Genomic DNA, 20,325 nt, shown 5'->3' with positions numbered 1-20,325 from the left:
TTTAAAGCAACCTCCTTAATATTAATGAAGTCTCATTTCAATTTCCAACTATGATTATCCTTTATCGTCGTACTATAGTGGATTGAATAAAGGTCAGGACATCATTAAGTAGCTTTGATGAACTCTAGTTCTATCAGCAGCTCCTAGCCTTGTCCTATTATTTTCTCAATCCACTATAAATTTTTCTTCTCCCGAGTTATCACAAAAAGCTCCTTTCCAAAATTATTGGAAAAGAGCTTTTTTTCTGATAGTAATCCATCCAAATGATTATTTTTACAATGAGTTTGAGTGCCAAATGTCTTTGTTGTACTGTTCTATGGTACGGTCAGATGAGAAGAAACCTGCTTTAGCAATGTTTTTAATGACTTTTGTCATCCAAGCGGTTTGATCTTCATAATCAGACAACATTTGTTCCTTGACTCTGATATATTCTTCTAAGTCAATCAAGGTCATGAACCAGTCTTTGTTAAGCAATTCCAGGTAGAGACGTTCCAAGCGTTCCTCATTGCCTAAGTTCAGAAGAAGCGGATTAATAATAAAGTTCACTGCTTCTTTGATGACTGGATGCTCGTCATAATATTTTTTAGAAACGTAACCACTTGTTGCATAAAGGTCAATAATGGTATCGGAATCTTTACCAAATGTATAGATGTTTTCAGCACCTGCTAACTCTGCTATTTCCACATTGGCACCATCCATGGTACCTAGAGTCAAAGCTCCATTTAGCATGAATTTCATATTCCCAGTTCCGGATGCTTCTTTTGAGGCGAGCGAAATTTGCTCTGAAATGTCTGTCGCAGGAATCAAATGCTCAGCTACTGTTACATTGTAGTTTTCTACAAGGTGAACATTGAGATATGGGCTTACTTCCGGGTCATTGTTAATCAATTCAGACAAGCATAGGATAAGGTGGATAATGTCCTGAGCAATGATATAAGCTGGTGCAGCTTTACCACCAAAAATAACGGTAATTTTGCGTTTTGGAAGATTGCCACGCTTGATTTCCAAGTATTTATGAATCACGTAAAGGGCATTCATTTGTTGGCGCTTGTACTCGTGGAAACGTTTAATTTGAGTGTCAACAATAGAGTTTTCGTCAAATTCAATGCCTTTATTTTCTTTCAAATAACGTTTAAGAGTTAATTTGTTATTATGCTTGATTTCTGCTAATTTCGCATGCACCGCTTGATCATCAGCAAAAGCTAACAGTTTTTCAAGTTTTGTCGCATCCGTTAAGTAATCATCACTAATCAAAACTTTAATGTAATCAGCCAAATCTTGGTTGGCAAATTCTAACCAACGACGGAAAGTGATTCCGTTCGTTTTGTTGTTGAATTTTTCAGGGTATAACTCGTAAAATCCTTTAAGTTCTGAGTTTTTAAGGATTTCTGTGTGGAGGGCTGCTACACCGTTAACGGATGTTGCAAAATGAATATCCATGTGCGCCATGTGAACGCGGTAATTCTCATCAATGATGTGAAGGGCTACGTCTGGTACTTTTTGGGCAATCATTGCATCCAACTTTTCAATGATGGTCACTAAATGTGGCACCACTTCATTGAGGTAGTCAAGTGGCCATTTTTCCAAAGCTTCTGCAAGGATGGTGTGGTTGGTGTAACCAACCATTTTTGAGACAACTGCTACTGCTTCTTCAAAGTCAAAGCCATGCTTTTCAGTCAAGAGACGAATCAACTCAGGGATAACCATTGATGGGTGAGTGTCGTTGATTTGTACATAAGCATACTCGTGAAGGTCGTGAAGGTTTGAACCACGCTCAATCGCTTCATCAATCAAGAGCTGTGCAGCGTTTGACACCATAAAATATTGTTGGTAAATGCGAAGCAATTCACCATTTTTGTCAGAGTCATCTGGGTAAAGGAAAAGGGTAAGGTTTTTCTGAATCTCTGTCTTATCAAATGAAATTCCATCTTTAATGAGACCGTAATCTAGTCCATCAATGTCAAACAGGTTAAGGTAGTTCTTAGTCTCTTTTTTGTAGCCAAGAACATCAATGCGATCCAAACGAGATTTTAATGTGAAATCTTTGAAAGGCACCTCGTAAGAAATATCTGTTGGAACCAACCATGAATCATTCTCAATCCAGAAGTTTGCTTCTGCTTCTTGTTGGTTTTGTTTAAAGACTTGCTTGAACAAACCACAGTGGTAGTTAAGACCCACACCTTCACCATTTATTGCTAAGCTAGAGATAGAGTCAATAAAGCATGATGCTAAACGTCCAAGACCACCGTTACCAAGTGATGGTTCTGGCTCTACATCCTCAATTTCTGCAATTGATTTTCCAGCTTGTGCCAATTCTTCTTTGATGTCTTTGTAGATACCTAGGTTAATCAAATTATTTGATAAAAGTTTACCAATCAAAAATTCAGCTGAAATGTAGTAAACTTTACGTTTTGCTGTGTTTTTTCCTTTGCTTGCAGCAGCTTCTTTGACAAAATTCAAAAGCGCTACATAGATTTCCTCGTTGCTCATTTGAGCCAAAACGTATCCTTTTGTTTCAAGATAATTCGTAAATGTACCAGACATAATTCCTATTTTGATAATGTTAGCTCCGTTTAAATGCTAACACTCAATCCTTTCTTTATTTCTCTGGAGTGCGAGCGTAAAGCTCAGTAATATCTGTTAAAAATGCTTTGCGTTCAGGCGTTAAATCTTCTGCAAGCATACGCCATTGCCAGTTACCACCGACAGTATTTGGCATATTGATACGAGATTCAGCACCCTTATCCAAAATGTCCTGCATACATGCAATTGCCACATCACTAACAGTAGCATAAAGCGTACGCAACATTGCTTGCGTAATTGGCTCATCTACTGAGCGGTGCAAATATTTGTCAACAAAGTTCTGTTGTTCTTCTGATAAATTGTCATACCAACCATTGACCACTTCATTATCATGAGTACCAGTATAGGCAATTGTGTTTGACGTGTAAAAATGTGGAAGATCAAAGCTTTGACCAGTTGTATCAAAGAGACCAAATTCCATAATTTTCATGCCTGGAAAAGCTGTGTCTGCCAATAATTTTTCAGCTTTCTCATCAATATACCCAAGGTTTTCAGCAATAATTGGTAAGTCACCAAGTTCTCTTTTCACTGCATCAAACAATGCAACACCTGGTCCAGACACCCACTTCCCTGGTCGGGCAGTGTCAGATCCTGCTGGAATTTCCCAATAATCTGAAAAACCTTTGAAGTGGTCAATGCGAAGCAGGTCATAAATTTTAAAACTTTCTTTGATACGGTAAACCCACCATGCAAAGTCTGTTTCAGCATGTTTATCCCATGCGTAGATTGGGTTACCCCAAAGTTGACCTACATCTGAAAATTCATCCGGTGGACACCCTGCAATGAAGATTGGTTTCTTATCAGCACTTACTTTAAAGAGCTCAGGCATGGTCCAAACTTCCACACTGTCAGCTGATACATAGATTGGCATGTCACCAATAATTTGAATACCTTGCTCATTGGCATACGTTTTTAAGGCTTTCCATTGTTGGAAGAAGAAATATTGCGTCACCTTGAAATAAGTGATTTTATCTGCTAATTGCTGGCGATATTTTTCTAGAGCTTCTGGTTGGCGTTCCACAATAGACAAGTCGTCCCACTCTTGAAGCGCTCGATTGCCAAAGTGTTCTTTGATAGCCATAAACTCAGCAAAATCAGCTAACCATGACTGCTCTGCCTGTTCAAATTCTGCTAACTGAGCAGGCCCATCCTCACTGGCTAAAAATCCAGCAACCGCTTGTTCTAAAATTGGACGACGGAGTTCATAGATACGTGCGTAATCAACTTCCTCTGGATTATCACCAAAATTGATATTTTCATAAATTGTCGTATCCAAATAACCCGCTTGAGATAATAAATCCAAATCAATCAGATGGGTATTTCCTGCAATGGCAGAAAAAGATTGATAGGGTGAGTCTCCAAAACTTGTTGTTGTTAGGGGTAAAATCTGCCAGTAAGTTTGTTTTGTTTCTTTTAAAAAATCTACAAATTGATAAGCCGCTTGACCAAAAGTACCAACTCCCTGTAGTCCTGGAAGAGATGTTACTGACATCAAGACACCACTTAAACGTTTCTTCATACGGAATTCCTCCTGCGATATTCTATAACTATCATAACGCAAGCGTTTGCGCAAGTCAAGCAAATTCTTGTAAATTTACAAAAAAATCTGAGATAACTCAGATTTTTCAGAAAAAACTTACTAAACTATAACTCTTCCTAGTTTAACCTTTTAATAAATTCCTCACGGTTTCTCTTTCTTTCAATAAGAACGGGATGATGACACGTTCTGTATGAGGCATGCGTTTTTCAACCATATCAAGTAAGCGCACAAGGCTTGAACGCCCTAATCTTTTGACATTGATATCAAAACTGGTTAAATACGGATGCATGATTTTAGCATAGACAGAGTTATTGAAGGAAATAATTGATATATCATCTGGGACTTTTAAATCATAGAAAGAAAGGAACTGCATCACTCGTAAGGCCAACATGTCATCGATAACAATCAATGCTGTTATATGATGGTGATGAATGGTTTCAATAAATTTCTCTAACCCTTCAGGATCTTTACGATTAAACAAGACAGCGGAATGATTTTCTAGCTGCAACTTATTCAATCCCTTGAGGTAACCGATGTAGCGCTCGGAAAAGATTTCACTTTGTAGGTCATCGGTAATAAACAGCATTTTTTCATGACCTCGTTGATTCATGTAATCAACTGCTGTTTTTGACATAAGTTGGTTATCATTATCAACATATGTGACCTCATTTTCAAATTCTTCTGGCTGCCCAACAATAACAAAGGGAATTTTATTTTCCATCAGATAGCGCCGAACAGGATCGTCCGTTGAAGAATAAAGAACAATAAAACCATCTACCAAACGTTGGCGATACATCAACTGAACTTGCTCTTTCAATTCATCAACAGTACTTCCAGTTGCTATTGACACAGTAAAATCGCGTTTTTTCGCCTCATCATTGATAACGGTCAAAATCTCCATAAAGAAGGGGTGCGTCACACGCTCTTCATTAGAAAGAGGCGGAAAAATCACACCTACAGCATGTGTTAGACCACTAGCTAGCATCTTCGCAGCCACATTTGGCACATAGCCAAGCTCTGCCATTGCCTTCTTCACTTTTTCTTTTGTTTTTTGTGAAATAGTCGAACTGTCTTTTAACGCCCGACTCACTGTCGAGGCATTGACGCCAGCCCGCTCTGCAACATCTTTAATCGTAACCATACTTATTTCCTCAATTGTTTATCACGAAATCCCGTGCGATATAATACTACCATTAGCATTAAAATACTACCAAATACTTGCGTGTTCATAACCATGATAGGATTTTCTACTAAACCTGTCAAATTGGCTAACACTGCTAACAGACTTGGAAGACCTAGACAGTTGGCCAACAAGCCTACACAGCCTTTAAAAGTTTTCAAATCAAAGATGCCTGCTTTACGTGTTAAATAAAGCGTAACTCCTCCTGCAATGACAACTAAGCCACTTCCAAGATAAAGTAGGGCTGCATAGACAAGCATGACAAAGACGAAAACTTCTGCTCTATGACTATTGTACCATTGTTGGTTTAGGAAGTCTAAAACAGCGTTCCGGCTCGTTAATTGTGACAAATTGTATTGCCCTGAAAGAAAACTCTCAATAACTGAACCATTCGGGTAGTAAAAATACCATTTATCAGTCGTTAACACGATACCATACTTCTGTGATTGGGCTAAGGCTTCCTGTGTTTTAGCATCAGGAAGAACCGCTATAACAGCTTCTTCTGTCTCAATCAACTGAGATACTCCTGAAAAACGGCCTTCTTGAATACTTCCACCTCGCAGAGCCGGATAGGTCTTTTCGGTCACCGCCGCTAAACCATTGTCAACAATTCGGTCAATCTGATACGTCTCCATACCAGCATAATGAAAGCTGACAGGCATTAAGATGAGGGCATTTAGAAAGATGACAATCACAAGTAATTGCCACCAAGAATAAGCCGTTCGCCCCGCAAACATGTTGCGAGGCGTCAGCATATTGGTCACATAAGAAAAGGGAAATTTCTGAGATAACATGGTAAACTCCTTGACTTCTCCCTAACCTTTTGTACCTCCGTTTGTCAAACCTGACACGAAATTCTTTTGCAGGAAGAAGAATAATACTGATATAGGGACGGCAATTAAGATGGCTCCTGCAGCAAACAAGGTTACTTTTTGGTTTTTAGCATCAGAAATAAAGGTTTGTAACCCGACAGCTACAGTATAGTTTTCTTGAGAACGAAGCAAGAATTTAGCAAGCATGTAATCACCAAATGGTCCCATAAATGCCCAGAGGGCTTGCACGGCAATCATTGGCCTTACTAGTGGTAAGACGATTTGAGCAAAGATACGTAAGTGCCCTGCTCCATCTAATTTAGCTGACTCATCCAAGTCATAAGGCACCGTATCAAAATAGCCTTTCATCAACCAGGCATTCATCGGGATACCGCCACCGACATAAATTAAAATCAAGAACCAGTATTGGTTTAAGGCATTAAAGAGCCATGCCATAACAAAGTAAGCGGTCAAGGCTGCCATTGTTGGTACCATTTGGATAATTAAGAAGAACATCAAGCTCTTTTTGCGTCCAATAAAATTATAACGGCTGTAAGCATAACCTGTCAAGGTAATAACCGTCACCTGAATCAGCATCGTAAAGAAGGCAACTATCAAGGTATTGAAATACCAGGTACCATACAAGGTTTCGTTAAAAAGTCTTTGAAAGTTAATCAGAGACCACTCAGTATCAAAATTAAGGGTAAAGGCTGTGACATTTCCTGCCCGAAAGGCTGAACTAACCGTTACCATCAGTGGAAAAAGAATAATCACTGCTAACAGAAGCAAGTAGGCATACGTCCAAAATTGCGTCCAAAAGCGTTTCATTTTAAGTGAACTATTTACACGAGTTTTAGCCATTTACTTGTCCCCCATGTCAAATGCGTTAAATTTCTTAAAGCTAATCAAAGATACTGAAATGACAATCAATGAAATAACCAAAGTAACGGCTGATGCCATTGAGAATTGTGGTGAGGTCTGAGTTGTCAATTTGTAAATCCATGAAATCAAAATATCTGTTGCACCAGCACCACCACCTACAGACCCAGGTCCACCGTTATTGAAGAGGTAGATAATTGAGAAGTTATTAAAGTTAAAGGTGTATTGTGAGATGAAGGTTGGAGCAGCAACTGCCAAAATCATTGGCAAGGTAATTTGACGGAACTTTTGCCAAGCACTAGCACCGTCAACAGTAGCAGCTTCATACAGATCGGCTGGAATAGATTGTAAAATCCCTGATACTAAAACATAGATATAAGGGAATCCTAACCAGCCCTGTACCATGATTACAGCAATTTTTGTAAAGGTTGCATCGGTTTTCCATGGGATAATCCCAAAATCTAAGAATGGTAATAATTTTTCAATAAATGGTAAAACTTGAACATTCATGGCACCGATTGAGTCATTGAAGAAATTTCCAAAAGTCATGATTGAAATAAATGCTGGTACAGCCCAAGGGAGTAGGAAAATCACTCCGAATAGACGTCTAAACTTAATAAAGGATTGATTAGCAATAATAGCTGTTGCTACGCCAATCACAATTTGCAGTGTTGAAGCAGCAAACGTCCAAATAAATGTCCAACTTAATACTGAACCAAAAGCTTTACGGAAAGTGCTTAATTGTACCATATTCATAAAGTTTTTACCGCCCACCCAATCCAATAATTTCTGTGGTGGAATATGGCGAAAATCATAATTGGTAAAAGCAATAAAGAGAGTTACCACTACTGGAAAAACAATCGCAAAAGCCATTGCAAGATACGCTGGGATGATTAAAAGATAAGGGAATCCATTTTCATAAACCCCATCCATCGTCTCTTTTAGACTCAATGGTACCTTCTCGCCACGATTGAGTCGCTCTGCTGTTAACTTAGCATCACGTATACTTGCCGCATGGATAAGCACCATTACAATCGTCAAAATGAGTTGCATTGACCCCTTAATTAAAAGAAATAGCGAATGATCAACAACGGGCCTATCTCCTAGAGTAATCAAGCCAATCAGTGCTGGAATACCAAAGACGAGCCACTCGACAAGCTCTAGCCCAAAAACAGCTAATAACATCAGCCCTTTGGCAGTTTGCTTATTATATAACTGTCCTAGCCCTGGAACAGCTCCTAAAAGCATAGCTACATTTGGATTTTGTTTTGTGGTTGACTTAATCATAGTTCAACTCCTTTCCGTTTCATATTTCAATAAAGCAAAGCCTTTTGGCAATAGTTCTTGACCTTTTTTCAAATGGTTTAATAAACACTCTACTTGAGGAAGTGGGTGGTTTTCGTTACCACCATTTACCCTTAACTCAATAGTAACACCGGCTGTATGACGTTTGAGCATAAAGACACCATTATCTGCTACCATTTCAGTAACTCCCTCTTGAAGACATTTCTCTGTTTTTCGCAATCTGAGGATATCACGCACCGTCACCCAGAACGGGTTGGTAGTGCCAACTTTTTCCCAATCAAATCCTCGGCGACAATCGGGGTCATAGCCTCCTGCCATCGCAATCTCTGTTCCATAATAAAGACATGGACTTCCCTCAAAAGTTAACAAGATAGCCAAAGAGAGTAACAAATCATCTCTATCGCCTCCTAATTGATTGAGAAAACGATGCGTGTCATGTGAATCTAGCAAATTCAAATTCATCTGATTGACCTGCCAAGTATTCCGCATTCTCAAATTTGTCAAGGCTTCTGCAAGCCATTTGCCGTCGTATGCCTTTTTGGTGACATAGTCTAAGATAGCCTTACTGAAGGCATAGTTCATAATACTATCAAATTGATCTCCTTGAAGATAAGGGTAAGCATCGTGCCAATTCTCACCGATGATTACAGCTTCTGGGTTAGCATTTTTTACCACTTTTCGGAACTGTCGCCAAAATTCATGCGAAATCTCATCCGAGACATCCAAACGCCAGCCATCAATATGGTATTCTTCAATCCAATATTTAGCAATATCTAGTAAATATGCCTGCACCTCTGGATTTGAGGTGTTCCATTTAGGCATCTCTGCTACCGTTGCAAAAGTTTCATAATTCAGCGGTTTCATAGTTGGGTAATCGCCATCAATCATAAACCAATCATAATATTTCGACTCTCTACCGTGTACCACCACATCTTGAAATTCTGGCAAGAGATGACTGGAATGGTTAAAGACAGCATCTAGGACCACTTTAATCCCTCGATAATGTGCTTCCGCAATCAATTCTTTCAAGGCCATAGATGTTCCAAATTGTGGGTCAATGGCATAGTAATCACTGATATCGTATTTATGATTGCTAAGTGATTGGAAGATTGGCGTAAGGTACAGGGCTGTGATACCTAAATCTTCTAGGTAATCCATTTTTTGCGTTATCCCCGTCAAATCGCCACCCGCAAAACTACGCGGTGTGGGTTTATCGGACCAAGCCATATCAATGTAGCTGTCATCTTTCTCAAAATCCCCACGCGCAAAGCGATCAATGAAAATCTGATAAAAGGTTCCTTTCCCCATCCATTCTACTGGGCGATGAATATCTACCGCATTGACATAAGGCATTTGGAAATAAGTTTGGTAACTCAAGTCAAAATCATAGACATCAAAGAAACCTCCTTCGCTATAATAAAATTCTTCCTCACCCTGTTTCACATGAAAAATGTAAGCAAGCCGTACATCTTCAAGAGGAAGGCAAATTTCATAATATGCATGTAGATGATCACAGCCAACAAAAGGCAGAGGAATGCGTTGTTGACGCTTATAATATTCATATTTCATCCCATAAACTAAGGTAATCTGAGCATCTTTATCTTCCTTAGCAAGTCGTAATCGAATCACTAACATTTTATCTGAAATCGCAAAACAATAGCGAGAATCTGGCTCATGGTAAATCGCCGCTCTATTCATGATTTATCCTTTTCTAATCTCAAGCGAGAGCTTCTTATCTCTCTGCCACAACAACTGAGACAAAGAGATAAAAAGCTGAACAGAAATGTTCTGAATCAGCTTTTTACATGTTCATTATTCAGAATATTTTTGTTCGATAGCTTCTTTAATCGTAGATACAGCTTCTTTTGCTGCTTCTTCTGGTTTTTTATTACCAGATGCCACATCGAAGAAGAGTGTTGCTGCTGGTTCCCAAACTTCTGCCATTTGTGGAATATTTGGCATAGGTTGAGCGTTAGCAAACTGTGCGATAACAGCGCTTGTCAACTCATTACCTTTAGCAGTAGCGTACTCGCGAGCTTTAATATTTGCTGGGATTTCTTGAGTTGCGTCATAGAAGCTAGATTGATTTGCTTCATTTGTAACATAATCTAAGAATTTTTGTGCAACTTCCATATTTTTGCTGTAGTTTGAAACAACCCATGCTTTACCACCACCGAAGGCTTCGTATTTACCACCGTTAGCAAGTGTAGGGATTTGTGCAGCACCCCAGTTGACACCAGCCTCTGTTAGTGAGGCAGCTGCCCATGGACCGTCAATGATTGCTGCTGTTTTACCAGTTGTAAATTGTTCAGTGATGAAATCACCAGCTTTAGTTGTATCTTGCATACCTTGTGGCCAAGTATCGTACCAAGATTTCGCATAAGTCAACCCTTCAACAGCACCCTTATTAGCCAAACCAAGGTCTGAAGCTTTTGTGCCATTTTCACCAAAGACATAACCACCATAACCTGCTGTCAAGCCGTAAGCATAATAGAAGTTTGTCCAGTTAGCTAAGAAACCAACAGCTTTGCCATTTTCACCTGAAAAGGCATATTTAGCATCTTTTTGAAGAGCCATTAACTCATCAAATGTTTTTGGAGCTTCTTTTATAAGGTCTTTATTGTAATATAGAATCAAGCTTTCAACAACCGCTGGCGCTCCATAAATTTTACCATCAAGTGTTACTAATTTTTTAGCTGTCTCATCATAATCAGCTTCATTTCCAAGTTTAACTTCTGCAACTTGTCCATCTGCGCCAAGACCACCTACACGGTCATAGGGAGCTAAGAAAACATCTGGAGCAGCACCTGTTGGGCCGTCAGTAGATAATTTATCAAGGGTGTCAATCATTCCTTCTTCCTTGATTTCAATATCTACACCATTTTCTTTTTCAAAATCTGCTTCAATAGATTTAATGTAATCAACATATCCTGTATCCACAGATACCACTATTTTTTTATCTTCTGAGGCAGTCTTTTCTTTATCTCCTGAACCACTACTACAAGCAGCCAAAGTCACTGCTGAAGTCAATGTCACTGCACCAAATGCAAATTTTTTCCAATTCCATTTCATAAATGGGTCCTCCGTAATAGGTTTTGTTTTAACAATTTAATTATAGCAAACACTATATTTTTGTGCAAGCGTTTTCCGTTATTTTTTTACTTTTCTAAAAAATCTTATTTTCTACCTAAAAATTTCTATATCACTCAGTAATTGACAAAACAATTACTTCTTTTGATATCAACAACTCATGGTTGACAATATTGACTTTTTCGCCATTAAATACATTTTCATAACTACCGTCTGCTAAATCTAATGAAACTTTAACTTCTTTCCCTTTAAAAGAAATAATGACAACAATCGCTTGTTTATCTGTTTTATGAGTTACTATCACTAAATCGTTTTGGTCATCAGCAACTAATTGGTAATCGCCCTGAATTGGTAGCATTTTCTTAATGTGAGCCATCTTTGTCAAATATTCTGAAATATCTTCACCAGACCAATTAATCGGATCATTTTCAAAAAGACTCGGAATTGTCAAAGCTTGTCGTTCTTGTCCATTATAAATAAGCACAGCTCCTTTTTGAAGGTAATTAAATGCTGTCCATCTCAAAAGCTCATCTTTATCCGAAATCAAGTCTGCTGCTCTGCGATTATCATGATTTTCAAGATTACGAAGTTTAATATAATTAGCCGGGAATATAACCTCTTGTAAATTCAGGCGATCAATATAAGCTGATAATGGTATTTTCCCTTCCAGATAGTCCACCCATAGGCCACGAACATCGTAATCATAAGCCATGTCAAAGACTTGGAAAATCTCACTATCGCTAAGTGCTGTAAGACCCTGACTACGCATATATTTAATAAAACCTGGCTCAATGCTTTCTGAAAGCCAAATCACATCTGATTTAACCTGTTCAACTTTCTGACGAGCTTCTTTCCAAAATTCTAATGGAATCAGCGGAGCGACATCACAGCGGAAACCATCAACACCTCGGTTAACCCAAAGTTTTAAAGTCTCAATTTGATAATCCCACAGGCCACGATGCTCATAATCTAAATCAATAATGTCAGACCAGTCTCCAACACGATTTCCAAATGAACCATCCGGTTTGTGATAAAACCATTCTGGATGTTCCTGAGCTAAAATCGAATCTGGCGAGGTGTGATTGTAAACAATATCAATCATTACTTTCATCCCACGATCATGAATTTCTGAAACCAATTCTTCAAAATCCTCTAAAGTTCCAAAATGATTATCTACTGATCGGTAATCCTTAATAGCATATGGCGAACCGACCGTCCCTTTTCTTGCCACTTCTCCATTTGGATAAAATGGTAAGAACCAAACAATATCTGTCCCCAATGCTTTAATACGATCCAATTCCGGAATAACTGCTTTAAAGGTTCCTTCTTCAGAAAAATTGCGTACATAGAGCGAGTAAATCACCGCTTGACGTAAGTTGATGTCTGTCGTTTTCACGTCCATTCCTCCTTAATACATTCTCTTCATTAGTGTACCAAATATGCAATTTTTACGCAAGCGGTTTCTGTATTTTTGTAGTTATTCCTGATTAAAAATATTTTTCATTCAGTTATGACCATCCGCACAGCTGCTAATCATTTTCTTCGCTCAATAATAAACTAAGAGTTACTAACATCTGCAATATTAAATGTAGCAGATAAACTCACATCTCCATCCTTATTTGAACCAGAGAGATACCCTAAACGATACCGCATTAAGGTTTTTAGTTACGGCATTCGAAATTGTTAAATTTCTGAGTTTTCCCAGCTATATTTCTAACACTTTTCCACAAGGTTGAAAACATTAAAAGTATGAAAGGGCGACATTATCCACTAAAGTGAAACAGAAGCCATAATTTCAACATTTTGTCGTCTCCTTATTATCTCAATTTTAAGCTTCATCTCTACAATGTTCAACAGACTTGAAATAGCTTTATTGATACCGACTTTACAAGATTGATCTATCCTTTTTTTCAATTTCTTGTATAGTAGAATGAAACTAAAACAGGACACCATCGAATCAGAGACATGTGAACTAATTCCCGCTTTATTACGACTCTTTTGTATCCTATTATTGATTCAAACCACTATAAAAATAGCTTTCGAGTCTATCTAGAAAGCTTAGTTTAGTTACCATTGTCCGTAAAAATAAAAAGAGAAGGTTGAAATATTTTTTGTCCCAACCTCCTGATTTTTGTTATTTTAATAGAATGATATAGCAACAATTATTGCTCCACCAGTGTAATGTCTGCACCTAAGGCTGTCAATTTTTTAATGATATCAGAATATCCGCGTAGAATAAACTCAACATTGGTAATCTCAGTTGTGCCTTGTGCCATAAGTCCCATTGTTACAAGAGCTGCTCCTGCACGAAGATCAGATGCTTTAACTGGAGCGGCTGTTAATTCACGGCCTCCTTCATACACAATTTGGCCACCTAATACTTGAATACCTGCTCCCATACGAGCCATTTCAGGGACATGATTGACACGTTTTTCATAAATAGTATCAATGATTTTTCCTCTTCCTTTGGCTTTTAACAACAATGGAGTTAACGGTTGTTGTAAATCTGTAGCAAAACCTGGATATGGAGCAGTCTTAATGTTTACTGCTTTAAGTGTCTCTTGTGCTTCCACAAAAATACTATCTTCATTGACTGTCATACGGACACCCATCTCTTCCAATTTAGAGATAAAAGCTTCTAGATGCTCGTAAAGAACATTTGTGATTTTGATACCTTGACCGATAGCTGCTGCCAGAGCAATATAGGTACCTGCCTCAATACGATCTGGAATCACTTGATGGCGTGTGCCGTGCAACTGCTCGACACCTTCAATGGTGATAACATCTGTACCTGCACCACGAATATGAGCTCCCATATTATTAAGGAGAGTTGCCACATCTATGATTTCTGGTTCACGCGCAGCATTTTCAATAACCGTACGGCCGTTGGCTTTAGTCGCAGCAATCATAGTATTAATCGTCGCTCCAACACTCACTGTGTCCATATAAATATGTGCTCCATGAAGAGGCTGACCATTTGTCGCAATACGCATGGCTTCCAATTCATAAGTGACAGTCGCTCCCATTGCTTCAAAAGCTTTTAAATGCAAGTCTATCGGACGTGGTCCTAAATCACAGCCACCTGGTAATCCTACTGTTGCCTGGCCATAGCGCCCTAGAAGACTACCATAAAAATAATAAGAAGCACGCAAACTATTTATTTTGCCAAAAGGCATCGGTATATCTTTTACACCACGAGGATCAATTTCAAGACTGTCTCCATCACGTGTGACACTACCACCCATGAGCTCAATAATTTCAACAAGAGCATCCACGTCACTAATCGCAGGGACACCGTCAAGTGTTACCACACCATCTGATAAAATAATTGCAGGAATCAAAGCAACAACAGAGTTTTTTGCTCCTGAAACTGCTACCTCGCCCGTTAGTGGCTTACCACCATTGATAATAATTTTTTGCATAATAAACTTTCACTGACTAAAATTCAACCCTATAATTTTATCATAATGTATATTATTTTACAAACTTTCAAGTTACAAAATCACAATGGGTAATTTCCAAAAGTAAGTTCCATTTTAGTTTTCGAATTGTCTTAGCCTAAAACGGATTTTTATAGTGGAATTAAGTCTGAGACGTTTGCGATAGAATGAGGCCTTATTACGACTAAACGCACTAAAAAGCAGTATTTCTGGTTGAAATCGTTAATTCTCCCTAAGGAAAAAGACTCCATTTTGATGTTTCCAAAATGAAATCCTTTTATTTTTCTATTAAAATGTCCTATTGCACTCAATACTTATCGGCTAAAATCTCTCGGATCACCGATATAATCTTCCCACTCTTCAGTCAAAAAATTAGGATTGAGTTGATAATTAGTTTTTTCTGATTCTTTCGTCAAAAAAGGATTAACATTCTTATCCATCTCAAGCCACCCTTTCCAGCCAATGTGAATCGTATCTTGCATGAAGAACTCCTTATCACCGTCTCTTGAAAAATCAGCGATATGCGTAAATCCTTGACTCTGTAATTGGTATTTAATTTTGTCAACAGTCTGTTGATACATTTCTTGGTCAAGACCAGTAAAAGCAGCCCACTTACTATTAACCGGTGGAATAATAAAGAGGACATTCGTTTCGGTTTCCGCAAATTGATGAAGCATCAGCTGAAAATCTTGATATTCGGGAGAAATTCTATAATCAAATGATTTTTGGTTTCCTCTCAACTGTCTTTTTCGACCAGCAATTTTAGTCTGATAAAATTCATTGCGAATTCCAAATTCATTATTAGTCGTTTCTGCCTCTCCCTCTTCAATAGCTAGCGCTTCTAACCTACTATAAGAAAAATCTTTAGGCAACTTTTTAACTTGTTCCAAAACCTTAGCATAGTTCCCAAAATCAATCGAGAATTGCCCAAAGAAATAATCTTCTTTTTTCAAAAGGTAACTTTGAAAGGCTAACTGCTTAATGTCTTTATTGTTTAATCTTTTTCCTTTAGAAACCTTTTTCAAAAACTCATTAAAAGGAACCTCTGGATAAAGTGTTAGCAATCGTTTAGCAGCATATTGGTCATAGCTTGTTCCCTTTTGTTGGCATAAAAAGTCAACTATCTGTCCGTTAGTAAGATAATTCTGGAAGGCATTGGCATTAGTACCAGATTTCACAAACCATTGAGGAGAAACAAAATAAATCGCCTTCTTTTTCTTAAAAGTTTCCGTAATTCCTTGAGTTCCAAAAAAATGGGTCAATGAGGCTGCCCCTCTTTGCCCTAAAAGATAGGGGGTGTATGGACGATGATAAGCTTCTGCAATTACAGATGGATGCATTGCATCAAATCGTAACCACTCACTTGAACCAAAAAATGGGACAAATTGTGTATTACTGTCATTAAAAGCACGTAATTTTTTATACTTACTCTTGAAATTAGTTTTTGTTAAAGAAACAGCATCTTTCTTTTCATTTTTCATAGAATATATGATACGATTGGGATAAAATCCTATTAAACATACCACCAAAAAGATGGCGCAAATGACAGGACCTAAAATCTGCCAAAGACGCCTACTCATGACGAAGCCCCTCTATCCCTGCAACGATTTTATTAACAGTATTCCAGTCTTCTCTACCAAGTTCAGATACAGGCACAATAATATCAAAGCGATCCTCTAGGACTACAATCAATTCAACGGTTCCCAAGCTATCAAGAATTCCCGCATCATACAGGTCCTCGTCTAGCATTTCAGACACATCTTCCATAAAAAGATCATCAATAATTTCTAATAATTCTGTTTTAATATCCATTGTAAAATTCCTTTTTTATCGTTTTTAACTAAATTAATGATTAGAAAACCAAAGTTGATCTAAAAATCCTGAAAATATTAGGAAAGATAGCATCACGATATGAAATGTCACAAACATTCCTAAAGCTTGAATCCATCTATTATCAGGAAGTGGTAACTGTCCTTTGATTTTTCTCTTCTTGTTCAGTTGCTTTTTATAACGAATCCACCAGTCATTGACGATTAATCCTAAACCATGAAATACGCCATAAAGCACATAATACCACGTTAACCCATGCCATAACCCCATGAGTATCATATTGATAAGGTAGGCAACTCCTGAAGTCACATTACGATTTTTAAAGACTTTATTTTTAAGCATTGCCTTAACTAATCGCATAAAGACATAATCTCTAAACCAAAAAGATAAACTCATGTGCCAACGATTCCAAAATTCTTTTAAATCACGTGATTTAAAAGGAGAATCAAAATTCTGTGGACTTCGGATACCGAAAAGATTTGAAACACTTAAAGCAAATAAACTATAGCCTGCAAAATCAAAGAATAGATGTAGGCCATAAGCATACATCACACCTAACGTAGCTAGATTAAAAACACCGCCTGCCTGCACAGCCATTTGCTTTAAAGGAATCAGAAAAAACTGTCCTATAGTATAAGCTAAAATATACTTGTAAAGGAACCCTTTCATCAGATAGCGAACAGATTGATCTAACATCTCCAGTAACGTTTCTCGTTCTGGAATACAGTTGTATTCTTCATTAAAACGTCTAAAACGGTCAATCGGTCCACTTGAAAATGTTGGCATGAAAAGAAGAAAGCGTAATAATTGCCAGACTGTGAAATCCTTTAAAACACCATCCCTCATTTCTATAATCATCCCTACTGACTTAAAGGTTAGGTAAGAAATTCCTAAAAAACCAAAAGTCATCGTTGCACGCGCTTCTGATAATATTGGATTAACTTTGACAACGATTAGAGGTAAAATAGCTAAAAATACCCACAGGTAAAATAGCCACGATGATTGAGATTTTTGACAATAGTATTGATAAGTTAAGATGAGTAAAACTTGCCAAACAACATAGATAACTAACGATATGAGTTGACTCAAATCATCACCAACCAGCATGAATACAATAAAAGCCAAACTTACAAGGGTCTCATAAATTGGAAATCGTTTCTTGAAAAAGAGACCTACAAAAATAGGAAGTACAGCCATAATGAGATAAACAAAATACTGTGGATTCCCATAAACTTCTAAACGAGGCAAGTTCAACAAAAAATTACTCATGCCTTGTTCACCTCAATAATCAATCCTTTAAGATCAACTTTCCCATTTGGTGTCAATGGTAAATTGTCACAGTAAATGAATTTTGTTGGCATCATATAATCCATCATCACTTCTTTTAATTCGTCGCGGATGGTTTTAGTTATAGTTAGTTCTCTGTCAAATTGCTGAGCGATACCCGCTTTAAGAACAACATAAGCAATCAAGTTTTGAACCTTGTGCTCTTTGTTATACCGTGGAACAGCTACTGCAGTCTCAATCAACTGGGACTTGTTTAGATTTTGTGCCACATCTTCCAATTCGATACGATAACCGTTAAATTTAATTTGAAAATCAAGGCGCCCGCCATAGTACAGTAAGCCATCTTGGGTCATTATTCCCAAATCACCTGTATGATAAGCTGGTTGACCGTTTAATTCAAAGAAAGCTTCCGCAGTCTTCTCTGGATTATTTAGATAACCCTTAGAAATAGCAGGCCCTGTCACTACAATTTCTCCCTGTTCACCTGCGGGTAGAACTTTGCCTTCATCATCAATAATAAAGGTTGGAGAATCTGATTTAACATAACCAATCGGAAGACGTTCACCTAATTCAAGTAAATCATTGGTAATGGTCAAAGCTGAAAAAGCAACCGTAGCTTCCGTTGGGCCGTAAGAATTGATAATCCGTGCCTTTGGAAAACGTTGGCGTAGTTTTTGAGCCGTTTTAAGCGTCAGCTCTTCACCACAAAAATAGAAATGCGATAAATCTGGCAAGGTTTCAGCATTAAAATCATGAGAAGCCATGGCCATATCGACAAAGGAAGGTGTTGACGTCCAAACACCTATCGGAAGCTCATAAATAGTACTAAAAAGACGTTTAAAGTCTGTTACTAAAGTCTTCGGTAGGGCAAACAATGTTCCTCCTTTAGCCAATGTTGGTGCCCAGTACATCACCGATAAATCAAACGAATAGGGAGGTTGTGCCAACATTTGTGGACGCTCAGGTACCTTGAAATCTTCCGAGGTAATCATCCAGTTTGTAAAACTTAGTAAATTGTTATGAGAAATTTGAACCCCTTTAGGAGCCCCCGTTGTTCCAGATGTGAAAATAATATAGTATGTTTCATTTCCTTTAACAGAATGACTCAATTTATAATCCAATTTTTCAGTACATATTTCATTTATTTTATTAAGATTGATCAATGGTACGGATAGTTCCGCCAAAGGAAAATCACCAACTGATAGAACGATACTTGGTTTAGCAATCTCTAAAATAGCTTCAATTCTCTCTAATGCTGAATGCTGATCTACTGGAATATAAGCATGACCTGACTTTGTTGCAGCAACAAAACATACTAACATCTCATACTCGTGACCACCAAATACCATAATTGGGGAATGTTCCAAAAGATTTAAAGAATCAATATAGGCTGCCAAGGCATCTGAGTCTTCTTTTAACTTTTTGTAACTGTGTTTCTCTCCTAAAATATCATATACGGGATAATCTCCTTGAACCTCAGCCCAATAATTTAGCTGAGAAATCATATCCTGAATCATGCGTCACATCCTTTCTAAAATTCATTGTAAACAAAATTACCTTGATTTTGTCCCAAATAACTAAATAAATAAATTAAAATTAATATAATAACCGCATAAAAAAAGGTTCTAACCATAAAACGGTACAAATTCCTCATAACAACTCCTCATTCCTCAAAGAAAAACTCATTTCAAAAGTTTCAATGCTTGATGTTGTCCAACTAAATCGTTTTTTTTTGGGTGGGGGGCATGATAGTCTTGTCATTCCAAAAACTAATCCCAAATTAACGATTCCGTAAACTATTATATCATAAATCAAATAAGACTAAAGTTCAAAACAAACATAACGGCAGAAAATGTCTAACCTTTTATTAACCCAATTTGTAAAATTAAGCTAGACAGAAAAAAGCCATTTATGTTAGTCTCAGATAAACACCACATTTTTCTGAGAGGAACTAACATAAATGACCTACACTCATCTTACCACAAACGAGCTTGTAATGATAGAGGCTAACTACCAAGAAGGAATGGCAGTTAGAGCTATTTGTCACTCTCTCAAAAGATCAAAACAAACTATTTATAAGATTATTGCTTATTTTAAGGCTGGACACACTGCCTATGATCACTATGAACACTACAAAGCTAACAAGCAGCGTTGTGGTCGTCGTAAAACCCAACTCACTCAAAATGAACAAACATTTATCCCAATGCATTTAAATCGCGACTGGAGTCTGGATGTTGTTAAAGGAACTTATCCTGATAAAATCTCTTGTTCTATGAGAACTCTTTATCGCCTAGTTGACCGCGGTATCTTCAAGAAAGAGGATCTTCCCTGGAAGGGAAAGCGCAAGCCAAATGGTAAGACAGAAAAACGTGGCAAGCA

General features: G+C 37.7%; 16 protein-coding genes. 1 reads left to right on the top strand and 15 read right to left on the bottom strand.

The window, feature by feature from the left end:
- Window positions 1-273 precede the first annotated feature (273 nt).
- From glgP to ACFPQ3_RS04125, 15 genes are all read right to left on the bottom strand, one after another.
- Entirely contained in the window at window positions 274-2,544 is a 2,271-nt protein-coding gene (gene glgP / locus ACFPQ3_RS04195; RefSeq protein ID WP_156805674.1) for a glycogen/starch/alpha-glucan family phosphorylase, read from the bottom strand.
- A 55-nt stretch (window positions 2,545-2,599) separates the two neighbouring features.
- Window positions 2,600-4,123, bottom strand: a complete 1,524-nt coding sequence (gene malQ / locus ACFPQ3_RS04190; RefSeq protein WP_332307252.1) for a 4-alpha-glucanotransferase — start codon at window positions 4,121-4,123, stop codon at window positions 2,600-2,602.
- Window positions 4,124-4,244: 121 nt separating this feature from the next.
- Window positions 4,245-5,264, bottom strand: coding sequence for a LacI family DNA-binding transcriptional regulator (locus ACFPQ3_RS04185; RefSeq protein WP_156805672.1), 1,020 nt, complete (start codon window positions 5,262-5,264; stop codon window positions 4,245-4,247).
- A gap of 2 nt (window positions 5,265-5,266) precedes the next feature.
- On the bottom strand, window positions 5,267-6,097 hold the full coding sequence (locus ACFPQ3_RS04180) for a maltodextrose utilization protein malA (RefSeq protein WP_156805671.1): 831 nt from the start codon (window positions 6,095-6,097) through the stop codon (window positions 5,267-5,269).
- Window positions 6,098-6,118: 21 nt separating this feature from the next.
- Entirely contained in the window at window positions 6,119-6,976 is an 858-nt protein-coding gene (locus tag ACFPQ3_RS04175) for a sugar ABC transporter permease (protein WP_156805670.1), read from the bottom strand.
- Window positions 6,977-8,281, bottom strand: coding sequence for a carbohydrate ABC transporter permease (locus ACFPQ3_RS04170; RefSeq protein WP_156805669.1), 1,305 nt, complete (start codon window positions 8,279-8,281; stop codon window positions 6,977-6,979).
- A gap of 3 nt (window positions 8,282-8,284) precedes the next feature.
- A complete protein-coding gene (locus tag ACFPQ3_RS04165) occupies window positions 8,285-9,997 on the bottom strand; it encodes a glycoside hydrolase family 13 protein (RefSeq protein WP_156805668.1) in 1,713 nt (570 codons plus the stop codon).
- 114 nt (window positions 9,998-10,111) lie between these two features.
- On the bottom strand, window positions 10,112-11,371 hold the full coding sequence (locus ACFPQ3_RS04160; protein WP_156805667.1) for an extracellular solute-binding protein: 1,260 nt from the start codon (window positions 11,369-11,371) through the stop codon (window positions 10,112-10,114).
- 130 nt (window positions 11,372-11,501) lie between these two features.
- Window positions 11,502-12,785, bottom strand: coding sequence for an alpha-amylase family glycosyl hydrolase (locus ACFPQ3_RS04155; protein WP_380433636.1), 1,284 nt, complete (start codon window positions 12,783-12,785; stop codon window positions 11,502-11,504).
- A 766-nt stretch (window positions 12,786-13,551) separates the two neighbouring features.
- The gene (locus ACFPQ3_RS04150; protein WP_156805665.1) at window positions 13,552-14,811 is read right to left on the bottom strand and encodes a UDP-N-acetylglucosamine 1-carboxyvinyltransferase; all 1,260 of its coding nucleotides are present in this window, start codon (window positions 14,809-14,811) and stop codon (window positions 13,552-13,554) included.
- A 332-nt stretch (window positions 14,812-15,143) separates the two neighbouring features.
- Window positions 15,144-16,409, bottom strand: a complete 1,266-nt coding sequence (gene dltD, locus ACFPQ3_RS04145) for a D-alanyl-lipoteichoic acid biosynthesis protein DltD (protein WP_156805664.1) — start codon at window positions 16,407-16,409, stop codon at window positions 15,144-15,146.
- Complete coding sequence (dltC, locus tag ACFPQ3_RS04140) at window positions 16,402-16,641, bottom strand: D-alanine--poly(phosphoribitol) ligase subunit DltC (protein ID WP_156805663.1); 240 nt, start codon at window positions 16,639-16,641, stop codon at window positions 16,402-16,404. The genes dltD and dltC overlap by 8 nt, the downstream gene beginning before the upstream one ends.
- A gap of 33 nt (window positions 16,642-16,674) precedes the next feature.
- Window positions 16,675-17,928 carry a D-alanyl-lipoteichoic acid biosynthesis protein DltB gene (gene dltB / locus ACFPQ3_RS04135; RefSeq protein WP_156805662.1) on the bottom strand — a complete coding sequence of 418 codons (1,254 nt, stop codon included), beginning with the start codon at window positions 17,926-17,928 and terminating at the stop codon, window positions 16,675-16,677.
- The gene (gene dltA, locus ACFPQ3_RS04130; protein WP_156805661.1) at window positions 17,925-19,463 is read right to left on the bottom strand and encodes a D-alanine--poly(phosphoribitol) ligase subunit DltA; all 1,539 of its coding nucleotides are present in this window, start codon (window positions 19,461-19,463) and stop codon (window positions 17,925-17,927) included. Before dltA ends, dltB begins: the two co-directional genes overlap by 4 nt.
- Window positions 19,464-19,477: 14 nt before the next feature.
- Window positions 19,478-19,600: a teichoic acid D-Ala incorporation-associated protein DltX gene (locus ACFPQ3_RS04125; protein ID WP_156805660.1), complete on the bottom strand. Its 123-nt coding sequence runs from the start codon at window positions 19,598-19,600 to the stop codon at window positions 19,478-19,480.
- A gap of 306 nt (window positions 19,601-19,906) precedes the next feature.
- Here ACFPQ3_RS04125 and ACFPQ3_RS04120 point away from each other — a divergent pair.
- Window positions 19,907-20,325 (top strand): transposase (locus ACFPQ3_RS04120; protein ID WP_465269565.1); only part of this gene is annotated, 419 nt, incomplete at its 3' end.

Source organism: Streptococcus caledonicus, from assembly GCF_042656225.1.
Taxonomy (GTDB): Bacteria; Bacillota; Bacilli; order Lactobacillales; family Streptococcaceae; genus Streptococcus; species Streptococcus caledonicus.
The sequence above is the reverse complement of the archived record's forward strand: the minus strand, read 5'-3'. Positions and strand labels throughout refer to the sequence as shown.